Origin of the sequence: Flavihumibacter sp. UBA7668 (assembly GCF_002483205.1) — a bacterium.
Taxonomy (GTDB): domain Bacteria; phylum Bacteroidota; class Bacteroidia; order Chitinophagales; family Chitinophagaceae; genus Flavihumibacter.
In genome coordinates, this window is record NZ_DLHM01000005.1 from 1,039,346 (window position 1) to 1,059,852 (window position 20,507).

General features: G+C 42.9%; 15 protein-coding genes. 9 read left to right on the forward strand and 6 right to left on the reverse strand.

Translation table 11 applies throughout. The annotated features are described in order from the left end of the window. Window positions 1–4 precede the first annotated feature (4 nt). From B2746_RS16505 to B2746_RS16515, 3 genes are all read left to right on the forward strand, one after another. Window positions 5–1,315 (forward strand): amidohydrolase family protein, encoded by a 1,311-nt coding sequence (locus B2746_RS16505; protein WP_290796118.1) that lies wholly within the window; start codon window positions 5–7, stop codon window positions 1,313–1,315. A gap of 289 nt (window positions 1,316–1,604) precedes the next feature. Further along, complete coding sequence (locus B2746_RS16510; protein WP_290796121.1) at window positions 1,605–2,051, forward strand: hypothetical protein; 447 nt, start codon at window positions 1,605–1,607, stop codon at window positions 2,049–2,051. Between the two features lie 84 nt (window positions 2,052–2,135). After that, complete coding sequence (locus B2746_RS16515; protein WP_290796123.1) at window positions 2,136–3,344, forward strand: DUF5009 domain-containing protein; 1,209 nt, start codon at window positions 2,136–2,138, stop codon at window positions 3,342–3,344. On the opposite strand, the gene B2746_RS16520 is transcribed toward B2746_RS16515, so the two are convergent. From B2746_RS16520 to B2746_RS16535, 4 genes are read right to left on the reverse strand one after another with little or no spacing between them, the layout of a single operon-like run. Beyond that, a complete protein-coding gene (locus B2746_RS16520; protein WP_290796125.1) occupies window positions 3,339–4,916 on the reverse strand; it encodes a calcineurin-like phosphoesterase family protein in 1,578 nt (525 codons plus the stop codon). The genes B2746_RS16515 and B2746_RS16520 overlap by 6 nt on opposite strands. A 5-nt stretch (window positions 4,917–4,921) precedes the next feature. Then, the gene (locus B2746_RS16525; protein ID WP_290796127.1) at window positions 4,922–6,355 is read right to left on the reverse strand and encodes a SusD/RagB family nutrient-binding outer membrane lipoprotein; all 1,434 of its coding nucleotides are present in this window, start codon (window positions 6,353–6,355) and stop codon (window positions 4,922–4,924) included. An 18-nt stretch (window positions 6,356–6,373) separates the two neighbouring features. After that, entirely contained in the window at window positions 6,374–9,613 is a 3,240-nt protein-coding gene (locus tag B2746_RS16530) for a SusC/RagA family TonB-linked outer membrane protein (protein WP_290796129.1), read from the reverse strand. A gap of 22 nt (window positions 9,614–9,635) precedes the next feature. After that, window positions 9,636–10,676: a FecR family protein gene (locus B2746_RS16535; RefSeq protein ID WP_290796131.1), complete on the reverse strand. Its 1,041-nt coding sequence runs from the start codon at window positions 10,674–10,676 to the stop codon at window positions 9,636–9,638. Between the two features lie 200 nt (window positions 10,677–10,876). On the opposite strand from B2746_RS16535, the gene B2746_RS16540 reads away from it, so the two are divergent. After that, window positions 10,877–11,371 carry a sigma-70 family RNA polymerase sigma factor gene (locus B2746_RS16540; RefSeq protein ID WP_290796133.1) on the forward strand — a complete coding sequence of 165 codons (495 nt, stop codon included), beginning with the start codon at window positions 10,877–10,879 and terminating at the stop codon, window positions 11,369–11,371. Here B2746_RS16540 and B2746_RS16545 read toward each other — a convergent pair. Both B2746_RS16545 and secA read right to left on the reverse strand, forming a co-directional pair. Then, entirely contained in the window at window positions 11,352–12,194 is an 843-nt protein-coding gene (locus B2746_RS16545) for a 3-keto-disaccharide hydrolase (RefSeq protein ID WP_290796134.1), read from the reverse strand. The genes B2746_RS16540 and B2746_RS16545 overlap by 20 nt on opposite strands. A 79-nt stretch (window positions 12,195–12,273) precedes the next feature. Continuing rightward, window positions 12,274–15,600 (reverse strand): preprotein translocase subunit SecA, encoded by a 3,327-nt coding sequence (gene secA / locus B2746_RS16550; RefSeq protein WP_290796136.1) that lies wholly within the window; start codon window positions 15,598–15,600, stop codon window positions 12,274–12,276. 211 nt (window positions 15,601–15,811) lie between these two features. Between secA and atpG the strand changes: the two genes are divergently transcribed. The 5 genes from atpG (at window position 15,812) to B2746_RS16575 (ending at window position 20,468) form a co-directional block, all read left to right on the forward strand. Next, entirely contained in the window at window positions 15,812–16,693 is an 882-nt protein-coding gene (gene atpG, locus B2746_RS16555) for an ATP synthase F1 subunit gamma (RefSeq protein ID WP_290796138.1), read from the forward strand. Window positions 16,694–16,822: 129 nt separating this feature from the next. Further along, entirely contained in the window at window positions 16,823–17,593 is a 771-nt protein-coding gene (scpB, locus tag B2746_RS16560) for an SMC-Scp complex subunit ScpB (protein WP_290796140.1), read from the forward strand. A gap of 52 nt (window positions 17,594–17,645) precedes the next feature. Continuing rightward, window positions 17,646–18,851, forward strand: coding sequence for a diaminopimelate decarboxylase (gene lysA, locus B2746_RS16565; protein ID WP_290796142.1), 1,206 nt, complete (start codon window positions 17,646–17,648; stop codon window positions 18,849–18,851). A gap of 67 nt (window positions 18,852–18,918) precedes the next feature. Further along, window positions 18,919–19,584 carry a ferritin-like domain-containing protein gene (locus B2746_RS16570; protein WP_290796144.1) on the forward strand — a complete coding sequence of 222 codons (666 nt, stop codon included), beginning with the start codon at window positions 18,919–18,921 and terminating at the stop codon, window positions 19,582–19,584. 47 nt (window positions 19,585–19,631) lie between these two features. Further along, on the forward strand, window positions 19,632–20,468 hold the full coding sequence (locus B2746_RS16575) for a ferritin-like domain-containing protein (RefSeq protein WP_290796146.1): 837 nt from the start codon (window positions 19,632–19,634) through the stop codon (window positions 20,466–20,468). The last annotated feature ends 39 nt before the right edge of the window (window positions 20,469–20,507 follow it).

Below are 20,507 nucleotides of genomic sequence, written 5' to 3' on the forward strand. Positions count from 1 at the left end.
ACCAATGACAAAAAATATAGTAACAATTATTGGAGCCTGCCTGCTTAGCGCAGCCTCCATTGCACAGGAAAATGTATATCCGGCTCCCGAATACAAGGGCTTGCTTTTCCTGAAAAATGCAACCGTTCATGTCGGCAACGGACAGGTACTTGAAAACACAACTATTCAAATATCAAATGGCAAGATTGAAAAAATTGGTCAGAACCTGCCTATTCCAATGGATGATGTGAAAGTGTTTGATGTAAGCGGCAAGCATGTATATCCCGGTTTGATTCTGAGCAATTCTCAATTGGGATTGGTTGAAGTGAACAGTGTTCGTGCTACCATCGATCATAGCGAAATTGGTGATATCAATCCCTCCATTCGTTCCATTGTTGCCTACAATACCGATTCAAAAGTCATCAATACATTGAAGACAAATGGAATTCTGATGGCGAATATTGTGCCCGGCGGCGGACTTATCAGCGGCTCCTCCTCCGTAGTACAACTGGATGCCTGGAATTGGGAAGATGCTGCTGTTAAAATGGAAAATGGTATTCATCTTCGGTTACCTTCCTTAATTAACCGGCCAAATCCCTTTGCCGCATTTTTTGGTCCTGCGCCTGCTGCAGATCCTGTTAAACGCGGACTGGAGCGGATTGATCTGATCAAGGCATTCTTTCGCGAAGCACAGGCTTATGCAAACGAACCCAAACATACCAGCACCAATCTGAAATTCGAAGCAGTTAAAGGGCTGTTTAATAAATCGCAAAAACTCTTCGTTCATTGCGATATCGTAAAAGAAATGCTGGTGGCAATTGATTTTGCCAAAGAATTTGGAATGGATGTGGTGATCATGGGAGGCAGTGAGTCCTGGCAGATGGCAGATCTGCTAAAACAGAATAATATCGCTGTTGTACTGGCACAAATGCACAGCCTTCCTACCATGATGGATGACGATGTTGATCAGCCCTACAAATCAGCCGTTGCCCTTCAGAAAGCCGGCGTGTTATATGCTATCAATGATGAGGACGGCCAGACAAGAGGTCGTAACCTTGCTTTCAATGCTGGTACTTCCGTAGCTTACGGGCTTACAAAAGAACAGGCATTGCAGGCTATTACCTTAAATGCCGCCAAAATCCTTGGGGTTGAGAAGCAGGTTGGTTCCATCGAAGTAGGAAAAGATGCCAGCCTCATAGTGAGTGAAGGAGATATCCTGGATATCCGCTCCAGCATCATTTTACATGCTTTTATCCAGGGTCGAAAAGTTGATCTGACCGATAAGCATAAACAATTGGATGAGCGTTACAGAAAAAAATACGGGTTAACTAAATAAACGCTCGGTTGAATAGTAATTGGAAAAGGTAGCCTGCGGGTTACCTTTTCTGCTTTGGGGAATCAAGTAGTATATTCCATTTCGAATTAGTTGAATTTGGCTTTGCCAGACGGATTTCTGCCGCTGACCCAGTCGGGCCTGCGTCCTTTTCCTGGTTTTAAGCAGGTAAGGCTGCAATGCAACTAGCTAAGGCGGCAGCTTTTTTCTAATCTCCGGTTACATTTCTTTTTCTTGCGGCAACCTATGGATGATAGGATTCGTTTTGAATAAATCACCCAAAAAAATCAGTATGAAAAAGCGTGGCCGTATTATTTTGTTTGCCTTTATATGCAGCTTGAGTCTGGTTGCCTGCGATCGGTCCGATGATGACGACGATGATCCAACTAATACCCCTGCAAATTCAGTTACCAATTCATATCTCATCGCTGGGAGCTGGAAAGTAAGTCTGCTCACCGATGATGGCAGAGACGAAACCTCCGATTATGACGGTTATACCTTCGAATTTGCAGCAGATGGCAAACTAACCGCTTCAAAGTCTGGCATTACCACCAATGGAACCTGGCGTACCCAGCGCGATGATGGAAGCAATGAACTACTAATTCAACTTGTTACCACCGACAAAGATCTGGATGAATTAAACGACGACTGGGATATCGTCCTTAGCACCAATTCCAAAATTGAACTGCAGGACGATAACGAGGAGCGTGACGAAAAACTCCACTTCACCAAAAAATAAGCAAACTTTCACCCGACCGGTGCCACCCGACCGGCGGCACCGGTCGGGTGAAAATTGGTATATTAGGGGGATAACCCTGAATGCATGACCAAACCAACTGCAGGCCATCCGGCCATCCGGATTTTATCGATTGATGTGCTTCGCGCACTTACCATGTTCGGAATGATTTTCGTAAACGATTTATGGTCGCTGAAGGATATCCCTTCATGGCTCGAACATGTTGCTGCAGATGCGGACGGAATGGGCCTGGCAGATATCGTTTTTCCAGGTTTTCTCTTTATTGTAGGCATGTCTATTCCCTTCGCTATCAGAAATCGTCGCGCCAAAGGTGACACAACCAGCCAGCTTGCCATTCATATCCTGCAACGCGGTCTTGCACTCCTCTTAATGGGTGTCTTTCTCGTAAACGGAGAAAATATCAATGAAGCCGTAACCGGCATCTCAAGAGGCGGCTGGAATGTAATCAGTTGGATCGCCTTCATGGTTTTGTGGAATCAGTATCCCAAAAACTGGTCGAAGCCATTGATTCGCATTTTACAGGTGCTGGCTTTGCTAACCCTTGCATGGCTGGCCTTTATCTATCGGGGAGGCGCAACAGAAAATCTGGCGCGATTTACCACCTGGTGGTGGGGCATTCTTGGCTTAATCGGATGGGCCTACCTGGTCGCAGCCCTCTATTTCACTTATAGTGATGGAAAAATCCCGGTGCTTGCTGCCGGCGCTCTTGTTAGCATCCTTATTTGCGCAACACATCATCTGGACGCTTTACCTCAAATCTCCCTCCTCAATAAAATTTTATCTCCCATCGGATTTGGTGCCATGACAGCTTTTACCCTTGGTGGAGCCTGGGCCTCCCAAGTCTTCTGGACATTAAATGGAAAAAATAAAAGCGCAACCAGTTTGCCTTTGCAATTTGGGCTGGCTGCGCTTGTATTATTAATTGCCGGATTTTTAACCCGTCCACTATGGGGAATCTCAAAAATCCAGGCAACCCCCTCCTGGGTATTAATTTGTATCGCAATTATGCTGGTACTTTTCCTGCTGGTGTTTTGGTTGGTAGACCAAAAACAAAAATCCAACTGGTTTTCTCTTATCCGTCCGGCTGGAACCGACACCCTGCTCTGTTATTCACTTCCTTACTTCGCATACGCATTAATCCGGCCTTCTGGCTTGCATTTACCTGATTGGGCGCTTACCGGTGGCGTGGGATTACTAAAATCAATCCTGTTTTCATTATTGATCATCCAGTTAGCCGGCTTGTTAAGTAAAAAAGGTCTTCGATTGAAATTATAATGGCTGCTCCACTTTAAAACCTGCTTTCGAATGAAAGGTTCTTCCAAAATAATCAGTAGCTCGAATTTCAATTTCATGATCACCCAGAGATAAATCAACTGGAAATCCAATCCTGAATAAATGCGTGGAGTTTTCCGGATTACTGGGGCGCTTTCCATTTAACAAAGTGTCAGACAAATCCCATTTAAACACCGATTGTAAATAGGAGGGATCTGCATCCTCCACATAACTCATTTTTTTCCACTGACCCTGGTCGATTCTGCATTCCACAATAGATTCTCGATAGCCCATGAAAAAATTAACATGAATACCGGCAGATGTTCGCTGTTTAAAAGGAATTACTTTAGGTGCTGCAATTTCCATCTGATAAGAAGCTGGTTGTCCGGCTACTTTATAATCAATCTTATATTGATTACCCTCAATCCGAAGAAAAGCATAACCTTTTGGTGTACCATCCCTCATGGTGGAAATTGGTATGCCATCTTCATTCAATTCCCCTTTGTACCAATCTCCGGATGTAGTGCCTGCATTGAATTCATGATGCGGTTTTTCTCTGTCAAATCCATCTGCTTTCCCAAAAAAATCGTTACGCTGCAAATGGGTATGCGCAGAGAGCGATAAGGTATTGGGATAAGCCTTCAATAATTCAAACAATCGATTCCGGTCGGCAGACCTGAATGCCTCCTCTGTATTTTTTAATGGGATATGAAAAGCTAGAACGATTAACCGATCTTTTGGAACAGTCTTTAAATCATTTTCAATAAACTCCAATTGTGAATTGCGAAAACCACCCCAGTATCCTTTGCCATCTCTGGGATCCGGATACAAGATATCATCCAGTATAATGAAATGCGCCTTGCCTACATTATAAGAATAATTTGCCGGACCGAAATTTCTTTCAAAAGTTTCATCAGATAAGGAATCAGCGGTGGCATCATAGTTCATGTCATGATTTCCCATCAGATTATACCAGGGAATTCCAATTTTCTGCGTTGCTTTTATATAAGGATTATGCAGATCCAGATGGTCGCCTACCAGATCACCTAAACTTAAACCAAATACAGCTTCTTTTGACCCTTCCAGTTCAGCTACAATACCTTTTGCAAAATACGCCACTTCCTGCTCTGTATAGGGTTGCGGGTCGCCAAAAATAAGCGCCGTATAGGCATCCGGCTCAGGCTGCGCAATCAGTGGGAAATCAATCGATCCCGGCATAGCACCAGTTGGCTCAACCCCTTTGTATTTACTGCCAGCTGGTGATCCTCCCGGTTTGTGATTGTAAAAAAACTGTGGCTGATTGAATTCATTAACCGGACACCTGTATTGTGCTGGTTTTATAACAAAGATGATCTGATCGGATGATACCGGAATTTCATAGAATCCTGCCTTATTGGTTTGTACCACCTGGATGCCATTGGAAACGGCTACTCCTTCAATTCCTTTTTCTTTTTTATCGCGCTTATTGTTTTTGTTGCCGTCTTCATATACATATCCTTTGGCTATTGTTTGTGCCAGTCCGGCATAGGTAAACAAGCAAAATAATAGGCAACTGCTGATTTGTTTGTAATTCATATAATTTAGTTTTCCCACCATCCTTTAATATTGATATTGTCTCCACCCATTCTCTCTACGGCCTTATTGTAATTTTCCGTATTGGTAGATCGAATGGCAATCGGATAATAATACCGTACCGGCATTTTCTGCTCGTTAACCATCCCTGCTCCTTTGGGTAATTCAGGAAATCCGGTCCTTCTGTATTCAAACCATTGCTGGAAATCTACAAAATAAAGACTAAAATATTTTTGCCGGTGAATCCGTTGCAAACTGCCATCAAATGCTGCTTCCGGATTGTCGAAATAGGTGGCAGGCAAGCTGGCTCCCCATTGTTCCACCGCCGCCTTTGTTCCTTTTTCATAAGCGATTTTTGCATTGGCTAAATCATCTGATAAGATTGCCAGCTCGGCTTTTATAAATTCAACCTCAGCATAGGGCATAATTGGACAAATCATCGGGGCTGTTACCAGCGCAATATTCAGGTTGGATGGGATGTAATCAAACTGACTCTCGGACCCGTCAAATCCGCTTGGAATTCCCATATAGCCTATTGTTGCAGAGCCACTGGCATTTCTGGCCTGTGTGCAGAATTTTTCCCTTCTCGGATCTTCCATCGCATTTAATTCATCTGTAAAGAATTTACCGATTGCTCGGAAAGTGGTGAAATCAACCGCTCTTCCCCAGGGGGATAAAAACGGCGTTACACCTGATAATTTCAAAATTGCCGCATCCTCATTGCTGGTGAAAACAGGATAGGTGGCGGGGTCTGCAAGCATGGTTTGTAATTGCGCCAGACTATTCATTTCCGGTTTGCCAGATACACGTAATAACAAACGCATCCTTAAAGAATTCGTGAATTTCTTCCATCGGCTAACATTGTTTCCCATCAGGATATCCGTTCCAAAATTCATGGCTTTAGTTGTGTTATACAATGTATTTGCCTGTTCCAAATCAGCCAGGATTCGGGTATAAACTTCCTGTTGGGTGTTGAAAGCCGGACGAAAAATTCCTTCGTCCCCTCTTGCTGCTTCATCCATTGGAATATCTCCGAAACAATCAGTTGTATTGGAAAGAATCCAGGCCTTTAATGTTAACGCAATAGCCTGGTAATTTCCATCTTCCAGCGCCAGCGCCGCATTGTACATTTCTTTTACATTTGTCAGCCAGCGATAGTAGGTATTCCAGGTGGATGCACCTGCATTTTCAGAGATATCATACCGGTGAACACCTCCTGCCACACTCGGGTAAGGTAGCGAAACCTGCATCAGGTTAAAAGTGAAATCATCCGCTTTGCCCATATTAAAGGCTGTTACCGAATATAAAATTGGATTGAGAAGGGTACCCGGACTAATCTGGCTGATACGATTAGGATCCGTATTGATTTCATCAAAATTCTTGGTGCAGGAAATCAGGCTGATCAAAGAAGCTACAAGAATGCTTATTCTAAACTGTTTCATTTTCTCAGATTAAAAGGATTAAAGTTTTACTGTGAGGTTAAATCCAATGGTTCGCTGTGTTGGCATTTGACCCATTTCAATACCGGGAAGTATGCTGGAACCATTCAAAGCCGCTGTTTCCGGATCAAAAATTGGGAACTTTGTCCACATCCACAGATCACGACCATATAAGGCTAATGATACCTGCTGGAAACTTGTTTTTCTAATCCAGTTCATTGGCAGACTGTATTCAATTCTGGCTTCTCTTAATTTGATAAAAGAAGCATCAAATGAATTGGATTCCACATTGGCTCTTCTATAATAATCGGCATAATATTGATTAGGTAATACCTTGGTGGTATTCGGTACATATTTGCCATCTGCACTCAGAACTACCCCTTCACCAATAATGAAATTTTCTTCACGACCTCTTAGGGTATGTTCAAGTTTGCCCTGCTCGCTCATTTTATGATGTGTTTGCGAGTAAATAATACCACCATACTGTCCATCAAACAAGATACTCATGCGCAGATTTTTATAGGAGAACTCGTTTCTGAAACCTGCTTTCCAATCAGCATAGGCATTACCGATATATTGAATTTCCTGCGGACGGGCGGGTAATCCGGCAGCTGTATATACGACCTGTCCATCCGGCGCACGTAGGAATCCAAATCCATAAATATCACCGGTTGTTCCTCCAACTCTTGCCTGAATGGTTGCATTTCCGCCATATCCAATATCCTGCTTGTCTTCCATTCCTTCAGTCAGCTCAAGTACCCGATTCTGGTTTTTAGACCAGGTAATAAAACTGTTCCAGCGGAAGTTTTTAGTTTTCACCGGATCTCCTGTCAATACCAGTTCAACCCCACGGTTTCGAATTTTACCTCCATTTAGAACGGCTCTTGAATAACCTGTGGTTGGGTCAAGCGGCGCTTCCAGAATCTGGTTTTTGGTGATATTGTTATAATAGGTAAGATCAATTCCCAGTCTTCCTTTGAAAAAACGAAGATCCAGTCCGCCTTCCATACTGCTGGATATTTCCGGTTTAAAATTCACATTGTGCAACGTTGTTGGAACAGAACCCGAACTCGGAAACTCACTGGTTCCATAATATTTCTGCGTTTTATACGGATCGGTATCATTGCCTACCTGTGCGGCTGATAAACGGAGTTTGGCAAATGAAATAATAGCGGGCAATTGCATCAATTCGGATAATATAAAGCTACTGCTTACAGAAGGGTAGAAGAAGGAGTTGTTTTGTTTTGGAAGCGTGCTGCTCCAGTCATTTCTTCCGGTAAGATCAAGAAAAATTTTACTCTTGTAATTAATGGATGCCAGCGCATATAAACTGTTCAGGTTTTTATTTCGATCAATTGAGTTGGTAACAGGTATCCCAATTCCATTCGCCAGCATATAAACACCCGGAATTACCAATCCATTTACATAACTGGTCAAACTGGTATAACGTCTGGTCATCATATTGCCACCTGCAGATGCTGTAAGTTGAAAATTCCTGCCAAGCTGTTCTTTGTAGGTAAGCAGGGCATCTGTATTTACTTCATAAAAATTGATGGCCTGTTCTTTATAATAACCATTCTTAAAATTGGCAGAGCTGAATGGCCGCCTGGTCTGACGGTCGTCCATACTCATATCTATTCCTGTACGAACCAGGAAATCAAATTTCTTGCTGATGGTATAATTCGCACTCAAATTACCTACTACCTGATTGCTTTTTACACTATTCGTCATTTCATAGGCAATGAGGTAGGGGTTGTCGATGAATGAACTAAAGGGATGAACCTGATCAATCTGATTCAATCCTTTTTTCCAGATCGGGCGATACCAGTTGAGGTCCACATTCGGATTCTGGAAAATCATGAAATAGGAAATGGATTGATTATTATAACCTGTTGCAGGAAGGTTATCACTTGATTTGTGGGTGAAATTTACCTTTGAACTAATTCGAAGTTTGTCCGACACCTTGTAATTTAAACTTACCGCAGCCGTGAGTCTTTCAAATCCCGTATTGGGCATAATCCATTCATTCTTGGTATGAGTAATGGAAGCCCGGGCAGATCCCTTATCAGAACCTCCTTCAATTGATATATTGTTGCTTAATGTATAACCTGTTCTCCAAAAATCTTTCACATTGTTTTTATAAGGTCTCCATAAGGTTCTTTCTGCACCCCTTCCTTCTACTGTTGGGTCATACTGATAATAAAATTGTCCATCAAACCGGGGGCCATAGGCACTACTGGTTCCACTGGTACTGGCGCCGTCTTCAGATGCACCATAGGAATAATACTTTATACCATCCGCATTCAACTGTGTGCCGGTTCCCTGCCCATATTCATGTTGAAAGTCGGGCCATCTCAATACATCGTTGATACTGGTATTGGAATTGAACGTGATGCCTGCTCCCTTCGATTTTTTTGAACCGGATTTGGTTGTAATTAAAAGCGCTCCATTCGCAGCGCGGCTTCCATAAAGGGCAGTGGCACTGGGACCTTTTAATACGGTGATACTCTCAATATCATCCGGATTTATATCACTGATTCCATTACCGAAATCAACCGGTACATCATTTCCTGAACCTGCCTGATAGGCATTGGAAACTCCGGAGGAAGTCAGGTTACTATTCATCGGTACTCCATCCAATACAATTAAGGCATTGTTGCCTTCCGGATTCAAGGAGGCATCACCCCGGAGAGATATTCGAACGGAATTCAGTGGTCCGGAACCCGGAGAAATCATGGTTAATCCCGCTACCTTTCCTGATAATGCATTGGCAAAGTTATTAGAACGCGCATCGTTTATTTCCTGGCTGCTTACGGTTTGCGCTGCATACCCAATTGCTTTTTCTTCTTTCTTAATTCCCAAAGCGGTCACCACCACTTCATTCAGAGAAGCGGAAGAGTCTTTTAATTGCAAATAGATGGATTCGGTTTTTCCTGTTTGGATATTGGAACGGGTAAACCGCTGCGAAATAAATCCTATGTGGGAAATACTGATCTGAACAGTACCTGCAAGCTTCGCGTCTGAAATGCTGAATAAACCCCGGTTATCAGTACTGATACTTTTATCAAAACCGGCTTGTTTATTTTCTATTCTGATGGTAACTCCATTTAATGGTTCTCCATTCTCATTTTCAATCAATCCTTTAATAATGGTTGCCGGACTTTGTGCCTGCAATACAGCCTGTTCAGTTGGATAAAAAAATAGCAGAAAGCTTAAGCTGAACACAATAAGCCCCCTCATCACTGTGTAGTAATGTTTCATGATAGCTGAATATTTAATTGTTTTAGTTCTTTTGAATTACCAGTCTCTTTTGAGTCGTTTGGATTCGGAGATTGTGTAAGGTCTCCAGTCGTTTTATAATAGTACCCAGTTTGTCCTTTGATTTGATTTTTCCGGTGAAATACAAATGGCTTAAATCAGTGGAATCATAGTGAATGGTAACCTGATATCCCTTCTTTAATTGATCCAGTACATCAGGTAATGATGTTTGCATGAATTCAAAACTGAATCCGGTTGTTTGCAGCAGCTCGTTGTTGATTGGTTGTACTTCAGGCTTTATGAATTTTCTGCCTGATTTTACAAGCGTCTCTACAATGCCAGTTGCTTTATTCATTACCAAACTATCTCCTGGATTCATCAGCACAGGATCCTGCTTCATTTCCGATTTAGTATAAACAACCTGTACTTTACCGGTATGTAGTTTGATTTTTGTGGCCGATTCAGTCCTGTTATCAATAGTGAAACTTGTTCCAAGAGCTGTTGTGTTTATGCGGTTGGTTTGTACTGTGAATGCATGCTTATGGCCTTTCTGTACTGAAAAATAGGCCTTTCCATTCAGTTGTATAATTCGGTCCCTGAATGAAAATGCAGAAGAGAATTGAATGGATGATCCGGGTGATAATTCAACTATTGAGCAATCATTCAGACGGATAATTTGTTTGTTCAATCCTGTATTTACCAGCTCCAGTATGTGGGAGACGTTGTTTGCTGCAACTGATTTCTGGTCATACGGTACTTGTTTTGGCCAAAATAAACTCATTGACACAATGCATCCTGCAAGCATTGCAGCTGCTGCCCATTGCCAGAATTTTAATGTTCTCCCTGATTTAATAGTTGTTCCTTCTTTCTGTTTTATTTTGTATTGGATTTCCTGAAACATTTTTTTTGAATAGAGCTGAATCTCTTCATCCGACATGTTGTCAAAATAATTAAGGTCCCTGTTTGCCAGCTCCTGAAACCAGTTGTCCAGTTCAATTGATTCGCTTTCATTCAATTGATTCTTCTGATAGCCATCCAATAAATACAATAACCTGCCTTGAAGCATTTATTCCCTTTTGCATTGATATGCCGTCAACTGAATTTTACCCCCATCTGTTTTTGTCCAAAAAGGCTGAATTCATATTTAGTTAATATTGGCCACCTAGTTTTGTTTAAAACAACGGCCGTATCACTAACACTGATTCACATAGCACAAATTCACTTTGGTTATTAATCAAAAAAGGAGATGCCTGTGCATTTGAAGAATTGTACACCAACACAATTCAGCAGCTTACAAATTTTAGTTTCAGTCTGCTTGGAGACGATGACCTTGTCAAAGATGTATTGCAGGAAGTATATTCGACTCTTTATGTGCGTAGAAATGAGTTGCCGGATGAACTCAATGTGGTGGGGTACCTTACAAATGCAATAAAATATCAGTCAGCGCATCATGTCAGGCATCAACTGGTGAAAAATACCTACTCCAATTTTATTGAGTTTTCTTCTGCAACTGAAACTAAAATTCCCGATGCTCATATGGAACATCGGGAATTAAATAATCGTATCGGGAAATCACTTGCTTCGCTTCCTGAAAAATGCAGAACAGCATTTGTTCTTCATAAATTGGAACAGCATCCTTATAAAACAGTTTCTGAAAAAATGGGCATATCTGTTAAAACAGTAGAAAAACATATCAGCAAAGCACTCAAACAATTAAGAACAGAGCTGAGTGATGTTCGTTCTATTTTCCCTTTTTTGTAGCAGGAATTTTCCTGATTGCTTCGTTCAGTGAAACAGAACTCGCTTTATAGGCGCTCAAATCCACTATTTCCACTTTTCTGTATTCTATGGGATGACTTTCTGATTGCAAGGATATATAACCTTCACCAATCAGTCCGCCATCCGCAAAGCCCATTCCTTTTACCCAGGGGTCACGTCCATCGTATTGTGGTTTGGAATAGGTCAACACCGTATCGCCTTCCACAATATGATGAATAATTGAGTCGCCAAGTACCAACATCTCAACCCGTACCCACTGATCGCCATGATAGGTCTTTGAGCTGGATGTTACGCAATGTGGTGTAAACAAAGCATTTTTCATCACAACATTGGTGCCCGGTGTGCAAAGATTACCGGTTGTTCTTGGGTCCTTTCCATTTCCGCCTAAAAACTGTGCTTCCATGGAAATTGGAAAATCCTGCTCTTTTTTCATTGTTTCAGGTGCCTGGCAATGCAACATGGCGCCGCTGTTCCGAATCGCCCAACCCGGACCTTCTTTCACCTGCTCACCTACAAATCGATATTCCACTGCCAGCAAATAATGACTGTATTTATTCTTATGAAAAATATGGCCGTACTTTTCTTTGAAGCCATCATATTGATCGTATGAAACTTTCATTACTCCGTTTTCAACGCGGAATGTATTACCGAAGTTTTCATTCAGTTCATGGTCTTTTATTTTAATTGTCCAGTCGGCCAGGTCTTTTCCATTAAACAACTGGACCCATTGGGGAGATGCATTTTTATTGGTTGATCCACAGGAGAGCAACATCGCCATACCGGCAGCAAACAGCAGCTTTTTCATTTTTATATGTTTCAACTTGGAAGATAAAAAGAAAAGGTGCCCCGAAGGACACCTTTTAGTAGTTTAATCAAACGATTGCTTATGCTCCGTGGCAATTTTTGTATTTCTTGCCACTGCCACATGGACAAGGATCATTCCGGCCAACTTTTGGTCCAACCCGGATTGGCTCCCGAACTGCCGGTGCCCCGCTTGGATCAAAATAGTCATTCTGATTGGCTCCATAGTCGTCTCCTTTTGCATCCACTTCCTCTTTGTTCGACTGAAGCTTACTCATATCCGTTTTTTCCTCTCTTCCTTCCTTAATAATATCGGCCGGTTGCTGCTGTTCCATTGGAATACCGCAATGGCAAAGGAAAGAAACAATTTCACGGTTCACTTCGCCGTCCATTTTTCTGAAGAGATCAAACGCTTCCATTTTATAAATTACCAATGGATCTTTCTGCTCCAGGTAGGCGGTTTGCACACTCTGTTTCAGGTCATCCATGGCACGAAGGTGTTCTTTCCAGGTATCATCAATCAGCGCCAGCGTAATGGTTCTTTCAAGTGCATTGGTTAACTCACGACCATCGGTATCAATTGTCTTTTGCATATTGCTGAGCACATTGATGCCACGTCTTCCATCTGTAAATGGAACCACCACATTCTCAATATGCATTCCCTGTGATGTCCTTATATTCTGAAATACCGGTACAGCCTGTTGCGCAACTGCCTGCATTTTTTGCTGGTATCTTGCCGTTGCTTCCTGATATAACTGATCGGCTAGCTGTTGAGCATTTCCGGATTTGAAACCTGCTTCCGTAATTTGCGTATCAAGCCCGAAATTCATGATGGCAGCAAGTTTGAATCCTTCAAAATCTTCCTGCTCTTTAAAGGAAGTGACCAATCCTTCAGCCACGCCATAAAAAGCATTATCAAGGTCCAATGCAAGCCGTTCTCCAAACAGGGCGTGATTACGTTTCTTATACACCACATTCCGCTGCTTATTCATTACGTCATCGTATTCAAGCAGTCGCTTCCGGATTCCAAAGTTGTTCTCTTCCACCTTTTTCTGCGCACGTTCAATGCTTCGGGTAATCATGCTGTGCTGAATCACTTCGCCTTCTTTATAACCCATGCGGTCCATCAGTGATGCAATCCGGTCAGATCCAAACATACGCATCAGATCATCTTCCATGGACACATAAAACTGTGAAGTTCCGGGATCTCCCTGCCGACCCGCACGACCACGTAACTGACGATCCACCCGGCGACTTTCATGCCGTTCCGTACCAATAATTGCTAAACCTCCTGCATCTTTTACACCAGGTCCTAATTTGATATCGGTACCACGGCCGGCCATATTCGTTGCAATGGTAATGGCGCCTGCTAATCCCGCTTCGGCAACTACCTGTGCTTCACGGGCATGCTGTTTGGCGTTCAAAACATTATGTGGAATTTTTTTACCCTGTAACATCCTGCTCAGTAATTCACTTACTTCAACAGAGGTGGTACCTACAAGAACTGGTCTGCCAGCATTCCGTAACTGCTCAATATCTTCAATTACGGCAGTGAATTTTTCTTTCCTGGTTTTATACACCAGATCCTGGTGATCTTTTCTTGAAATTGGCAGGTTGGTTGGAATATTTACCACATCCAGTTTGTAAATATCCCAAAGCTCCGCTGCTTCCGTTTCTGCTGTACCCGTCATACCAGCCAGCTTGTGGTACATCCGGAAATAGTTCTGCAGGGTAATGGTAGCATAGGTTTGCGTTGCCGCTTCAATCTTCACATTCTCCTTTGCTTCAATTGCCTGGTGAAGTCCGTCTGAATAACGACGGCCTTCCATAATCCGACCAGTTTGCTCATCCACAATTTTTACCTGCCCTTCAATCACCACATATTCCACATCCTTGTCAAACAGGGTATAGGCTTTCAGTAATTGTTGTATGGTATGAATCCGGTCGGCCTTCAGTGTATATTCATTCAGGAGAATTTCCTTACGCTGTAATTTTTCTTCAGCAGTAGCTGTTGCGTCTGCTTCGATCTCTCCGAGTTTAGAACTGATATCCGGCAATACAAAGAACTCAGGATCTTCACCTGATTTTGTAATCATCTGAATACCGCGTTCTGTCAGATCAACCGAATTGTTTTTTTCTTCGATATAGAAGAATAACTCGGAATCCACTTTCGGCATTTCTTTGGACTGATCCGCCAGGTAATAATTCTCCGATTTCTGCAATTTTACTTTTACTCCGGGCTCACTCAGGAATTTGATAAGAGCGCTTGTTTTTGGTAAGCCGCGATAAGCACGCATCAACGCCAGACCACCATCTTTTGGATCATCATTCCCTTCTGCTATTTTTTTACGCGCTTCAATCAGGAATTTATTCACTACCTGTTTCTGCGCTTCGATCAATTGTAAAACACGTGGTTTCAACAAATGGTATTGTTGTTCATCGCCTCTTGGAACCGGACCGGAAATGATCAGAGGAGTACGGGCATCATCAATCAATACGGAATCCACCTCATCCACCATGGCAAAATGGTGTTTGCGTTGTACCATTTCATCCGGACTGTGCACCATATTATCACGCAGGTAGTCAAAACCAAATTCGTTATTGGTTCCATAGGTGATATCTGCCTGATAGGCTTTTCTGCGCTCTTCACTGTTTGGCTGGTGTTTATCAATACAGTCAACGGTTAGTCCCAGCCACTCGAAAATTGGACCATTCCATTCAGAGTCACGTTTGGCCAGGTAATCATTCACCGTTACAATATGCACCCCTTCTCCGGCTAATGCATTCAGATAGGCAGGCAGGGTAGAAACCAGGGTTTTACCTTCACCCGTTGCCATCTCGGCAATTTTACCGGAATGCAATACATAACCACCAATCAACTGTACATCATAATGTACCATGTTCCAGGTTACGGTACCGCCACCTGCTGTCCAGGTATTGCTGAAATGGGCCTGATCACCCTCAATTTTGATATAGTCTTTTTTAACCGCCAATTCACGGTCCAGGTCGGTTGCTGCAGAACTAACAACAGACTGTTCCTTAAACCTGCGACCGGTTTCTTTCACCACGGCAAACGCTTCCGGGGCAATTTCTTTCAGAATTTCCTCAATCTGTTCATTCCTTTTTTTCTTCAGTTTATCGATCTCCTGGTAAAAACTGTCTTTTCCTGAAAAATCACTGAATGGTAGTGCTTCTGCCTGATTCGTCAACTGGCTGATTTCTTCGTTTATGGCTATCAGGTGCTGTTGGATCCGGTCTTTAAACTCCCGGGATTTGGCACGGAGCTGATCATTGCTAAGTGATTGGTAAGCAGCAAAATACTCATTCGCTTTGGCCAATAATGGCTGGATTGTCTTTACATCTTTCTCCGATTTGCTTCCACCAAATAATTTCTGGATAAAACCTAACATTGTTTTGGGTATTGTCTTAAGAGATTTCGTTAAATGTGCGTTGTTTTAGCTGTCAATTTCAGTGCTACAAATCATTTATAGTCAAATTGTCAGGGAGGCAAAGGTACGGTAAGACATTGGGAATTGAAACCGGCACATTTTCCCTGAAATTGCATTGAATTTACCTGTTTTCTTTTACCTTTGCGGCCAAATTGAGGAAAATCATCCCACTATGTCAGGAGCATTAAAAGAAGTCCGCAACCGGATCAAATCCGTTCAGAGCACCCAGCAAATCACCAAAGCCATGAAAATGGTGAGTGCAGCCAAATTACGCCGTGCCCAGGATGCCATTCTGCAGATGCGTCCATATGCCAATAAACTTCAGGAAATGCTTTCCAATATCGTAAGCAATTCCGAAGGAGAAGTGGGAGGTAGCCTGGCAACAGAGCGTGCTGTTGAAAAAGTACTCCTGATCGTGATTACCAGTGATCGCGGATTGGCAGGTGCGTATAACGCCAATATTATCAAAGCGGCTAAAGCAGCTATCGCTGACCGTTATCCAACCCAATTTGCGAAGGGCAATGTTTCTATCTGGAATATTGGAAAAAAAGGATACGAAGCCTTTGTTAAAGTGAATTATAAGGCCGACGCTACGTATAAAGATATTTTCCTTGATCTGCGTTTTGAAACCGTGCAGGCCTGTGCCCAGGCTGCTGTAAAAGCGTTTGAAAACAACGAATTTGATGTGGTGGAAATCGTTTACAGCGAATTTAAAAATGCGGCTACCCAGCGTTTTGTGGTAGAGCGTTTCCTGCCCATTCCTAAAGTGGAAGCCGGACCAAATGCCAAAAAAAGCGATTTCATCTTCGAACCCAATAAAGAAGAACTGATTGCCGAGCTGATGCCTAAAATCCTCAATACGCAGTTATACAAAGCCGTGCTGGATGCCAATGCTTCCGAACATGGTGCCCGTATGACGGCTATGGACAAAGCCTCTGAAAACGCAAATGAATTGCTTCGTTCACTCAAAATCAGTTACAACCGCGCCCGTCAGGCTGCCATCACCACAGAATTGACCGAAATCGTTAGTGGCGCTGCTGCATTACAGGGCTAATTAAGCAGCTTTTCCACATTGTGTATAACTCCATTTCCTGGTTTTAGCATTTTTGAGAAGCTTGCGGCATGTTCATTGCTGAATAGTATATGAAGCTGTGCGCAAGATGAACATTAAAATGTAGTAACCATGGAAATCGGACATATCATACCTCATATAGAAGCCCTCATCTTTGCAAGTGAAAAGCCATTAGGTGCCCTTGAACTGACGGATCTGATTAATCAGGCCTTTGGTTTCATGGAAGATAAACTTACACTCGACCAGATAGAAGCTGGCATTGAGGGGATTGTAGAAAAATACCAGTCTGAATTTTATCCCTTTGAACTTCGCTTCAGCGGCGGTGGCTGGCAATTCCTTACCAAAAAGGAATACCATAAAACGGTTGCCCAGCTGAATGGTGATAAATTCCTGAAAAGACTCAGTCCGGCTGCCATGGAAACCCTGGCCATCATTGCCTACAAGCAGCCAATCACCAAAGGTGAAATTGAATCCATCCGTGGAGTTAGTGCAGATTATTCCATCCAGAAATTATTGGAAAAAGAACTGATCATCATCAGCGGCAGAAACGAAGACATGCCGGGGAAACCCCTTGTTTATACAACTTCCCGCTCTTTCATGGATTATTTCGGTTTAAACGGTCCGGAAGATTTACCAAGAATCAAAGAAGTATTGGCAGACCAGATAGTAGAACCTACCCTGTTATCTGGCGGACAGGTTCATGTTGCCAATGGAGATGATGAAACAGTTACCGATACATTGGTTGAAACCATCGAAGACGCAGATCATGCCAAACTTTTACTGGTAAGCGAAACCGGAGAATTACTGGAAGCTGATGATCAGGAAGAAGAGCAGGATGCGCAGGATGCAGATGGTAGTTCTGATGAAGATCCTCAGGCATAGGAAATAAGGCAGATCTGCTGTATATTCGCCAAATTTGCAAGCAATCCAGATTATGTCTTATTTATCAGATGAAACACTGGTGCAGTTAGCCCAGGAATACGGTACGCCGCTTTATGTGTACAATGCCAATCAAATCAGTGAGCAGTACAATAAATTGCAGTCGGCTTTCAGTAAAGTGAATGCCCGTTTTTTTTATGCCTGTAAAGCACTCAGCAATATCAATATTCTCAAGTATGTAGAATCTTTAGGAGCTTCACTTGATTGTGTCAGCATTCATGAAGTGCAACTTGGATTGAAGGCAGGATTTACCCCAGACCGCATTTTGTTTACCCCCAACTGCGTTGATTTTGCCGAAGTGGATGAAGGTAAAAAACTGGGCGTAAACATCAATATTGATAATATTTCCATTCTTGAACAATTTGGTGCCCGATACAAAGGAACTTATCCCATCTGTATCCGCTTTAACCCGCATATCATGGGAGGCGGGAATTATAAAATTTCTACCGGTCATATCGATAGCAAGTTTGGGATTTCCATTCACCAGCTCAGACATATTGAGCGGGTGGTGAAATCAACCGGACTGAATATTGAAGGCATCCACATGCATACCGGAAGTGATATTAAAGATGTGAATGTATTTCTGCAAGGCCTGGAAGTCATGTTTGAACTGGCTACCCATTTCCCTAACCTGAAATTTATTGACCTGGGCAGCGGATTTAAAGTGCCGTATCAGGATGGCGATGTACAAACGGATATCGATTTACTTGGCCAAAAAGTGGCGGAAGCGTTTGAAGCCTATAAAGTAGAAACAGGTAAAGAACTGCAGGTTTGGTTTGAGCCGGGCAAATTCCTGGTTAGTGAATCAGGCTATTTCATTGTAAAAGCCAATGTAATCAAACAAACCACTGCTACGGTGTTTGTTGGTGTGAACAGTGGTTTTAATCACCTGATCCGTCCCATGTTCTACGATGCCTATCACCGCATAAAAAATATTTCCAATCCAAATGGAAGCGATCGCATTTATACCGTTGTTGGTAATATTTGTGAAACCGACACCTTTGCCTGGGATCGCACCCTGAATGAAGTAAGGGAGGGCGATTTCCTCGTATTTTATAATGCAGGTGCCTATGGATTTGAAATGTCCTCTAATTTTAATTCCCGCTTAAAACCTGCCGAAGTAATGTTGCTGGATGGTGAATCAAAGCTGATCCGCAGGCGCGATACCTTCGAAGACCTGCTCAGAAATCAGGTAATTTAATTGAGGCAATCCGGCTTTTCGGTTTTCTCGTATATGGATTTATCCATTAACCAGAAAATCGAAATGTATGATCCAGAAACCTTCTGATGCCTATTCAAGGCGAAAATTTCTTGGAATTGCAGGAGCTGCTGCAGGCATTATGGTGCTTGCAAGTTCCTGTGATAAGGACGATGATAGTATGATGCCGAATGAGGGCGTAGATCTTGGAAGCGGGGATGTAGGTATCCTCAATTATGCGTACGCCCTTGAACAATTGGAAGCTGCGTTTTATACCAAAGTAGCAGAATCTCCCTACAGTGGAATTACTGCTTCGGAAACAGCATTGCTAACGGATATTCGCGATCATGAAATTGCCCATCGTGAATTCTTTAAAACAGCATTGGGCAATGCAGCAATTACCAACCTGGAATTTAACTTTAGCTCCATTGATTTTGGCAGCAGAAACAGTGTATTGGCTACAGCAAAGGCCTTTGAAGACCTGGGCGTATCTGCCTATAACGGCGCAGGTAAACTGATTACCACCCCGGATTATCTGACCCTTGCCGGAAAAATTGTTTCTGTTGAAGCAAGACATGCGGCCTATATCCGTGACCTGATCAATAATGGCAGCTTCGCCGACAATACGGTTATTGATAGTAATGGTCTGGATACCAGCAGAATGCCGGCTGAGGTTCTTGCTATTGCTGCTGGATTTGTGAAAACAAAAATCAATGCATCCAACCTGCCTCGTTAAGCTGCCCTCTGCAGACTTACCATTATCAACCACTTAAAAGAAGAAAAATGCAATTCCAACATATTTTCAACGAAATCAAAAAAGTTGATCCTGAACTGCCAGAGCGGTTGAGTGATCGTCGGACTGCCATGAAATCTTTTGCAGGAATCGGTGCAAAAATTGGATTGGCTGCCATGCCCTTCTTAATCGGTTCCATATTTAAAAAAGCCTATGCACAAAGCGGACCTTCACAAGGTGTGGTACTGGATGTGCTTAATTATGCACTTACTCTGGAATACCTGGAAGCTGAGTTTTATGCCATGGGTATTGCAAAAGGAACTGCACTGGTTCCGGCAGGTGCTCCGGCAAATGCAATCAAAACAATTGGAGACCATGAAACGGCACACGTTAATTTCCTGAAAACCGCTATCACTGCGGCAGGAGCCACGCCTGTTGCAAAACCTGCCTTTGATTTTACTGCTGGTGGTGCTTTTGCTGATGTGTTTACCAACTATGCAACTTTCCTTGCGGTTGCTCAAACATTTGAAGATACCGGTGTAAGAGCCTATAAAGGACGCGCTGCTGAAATAACCGGTGGGGGAGATGTACTTACTGCTGCTCTCAATATTCATTCTGTTGAAGCACGCCACGCGGCACATATCCGCTCCATGCGAAAAGCAAACAATTTCGGAAATGTAAAGCCCTGGATCACCGGAAAAGAATCTGGTATTGGTGCGGTTGTACAAGCCAGTTATGATGGTGAAGAGCTGAGTACACAGGCGGGTGTTACTATCGTAAATATAAACGGAACAAATATCTCTGCTGCCGCTGCTACGGAAGCGTTTGATGAAGGCCTGACCAAAGAACAGGTTCTTGCAATTGTTGGTCCTTTTATTGTTCAGTAAATTGGTCCGGTTGTGTTGGTCTGCCGCGTCGAAAGACGC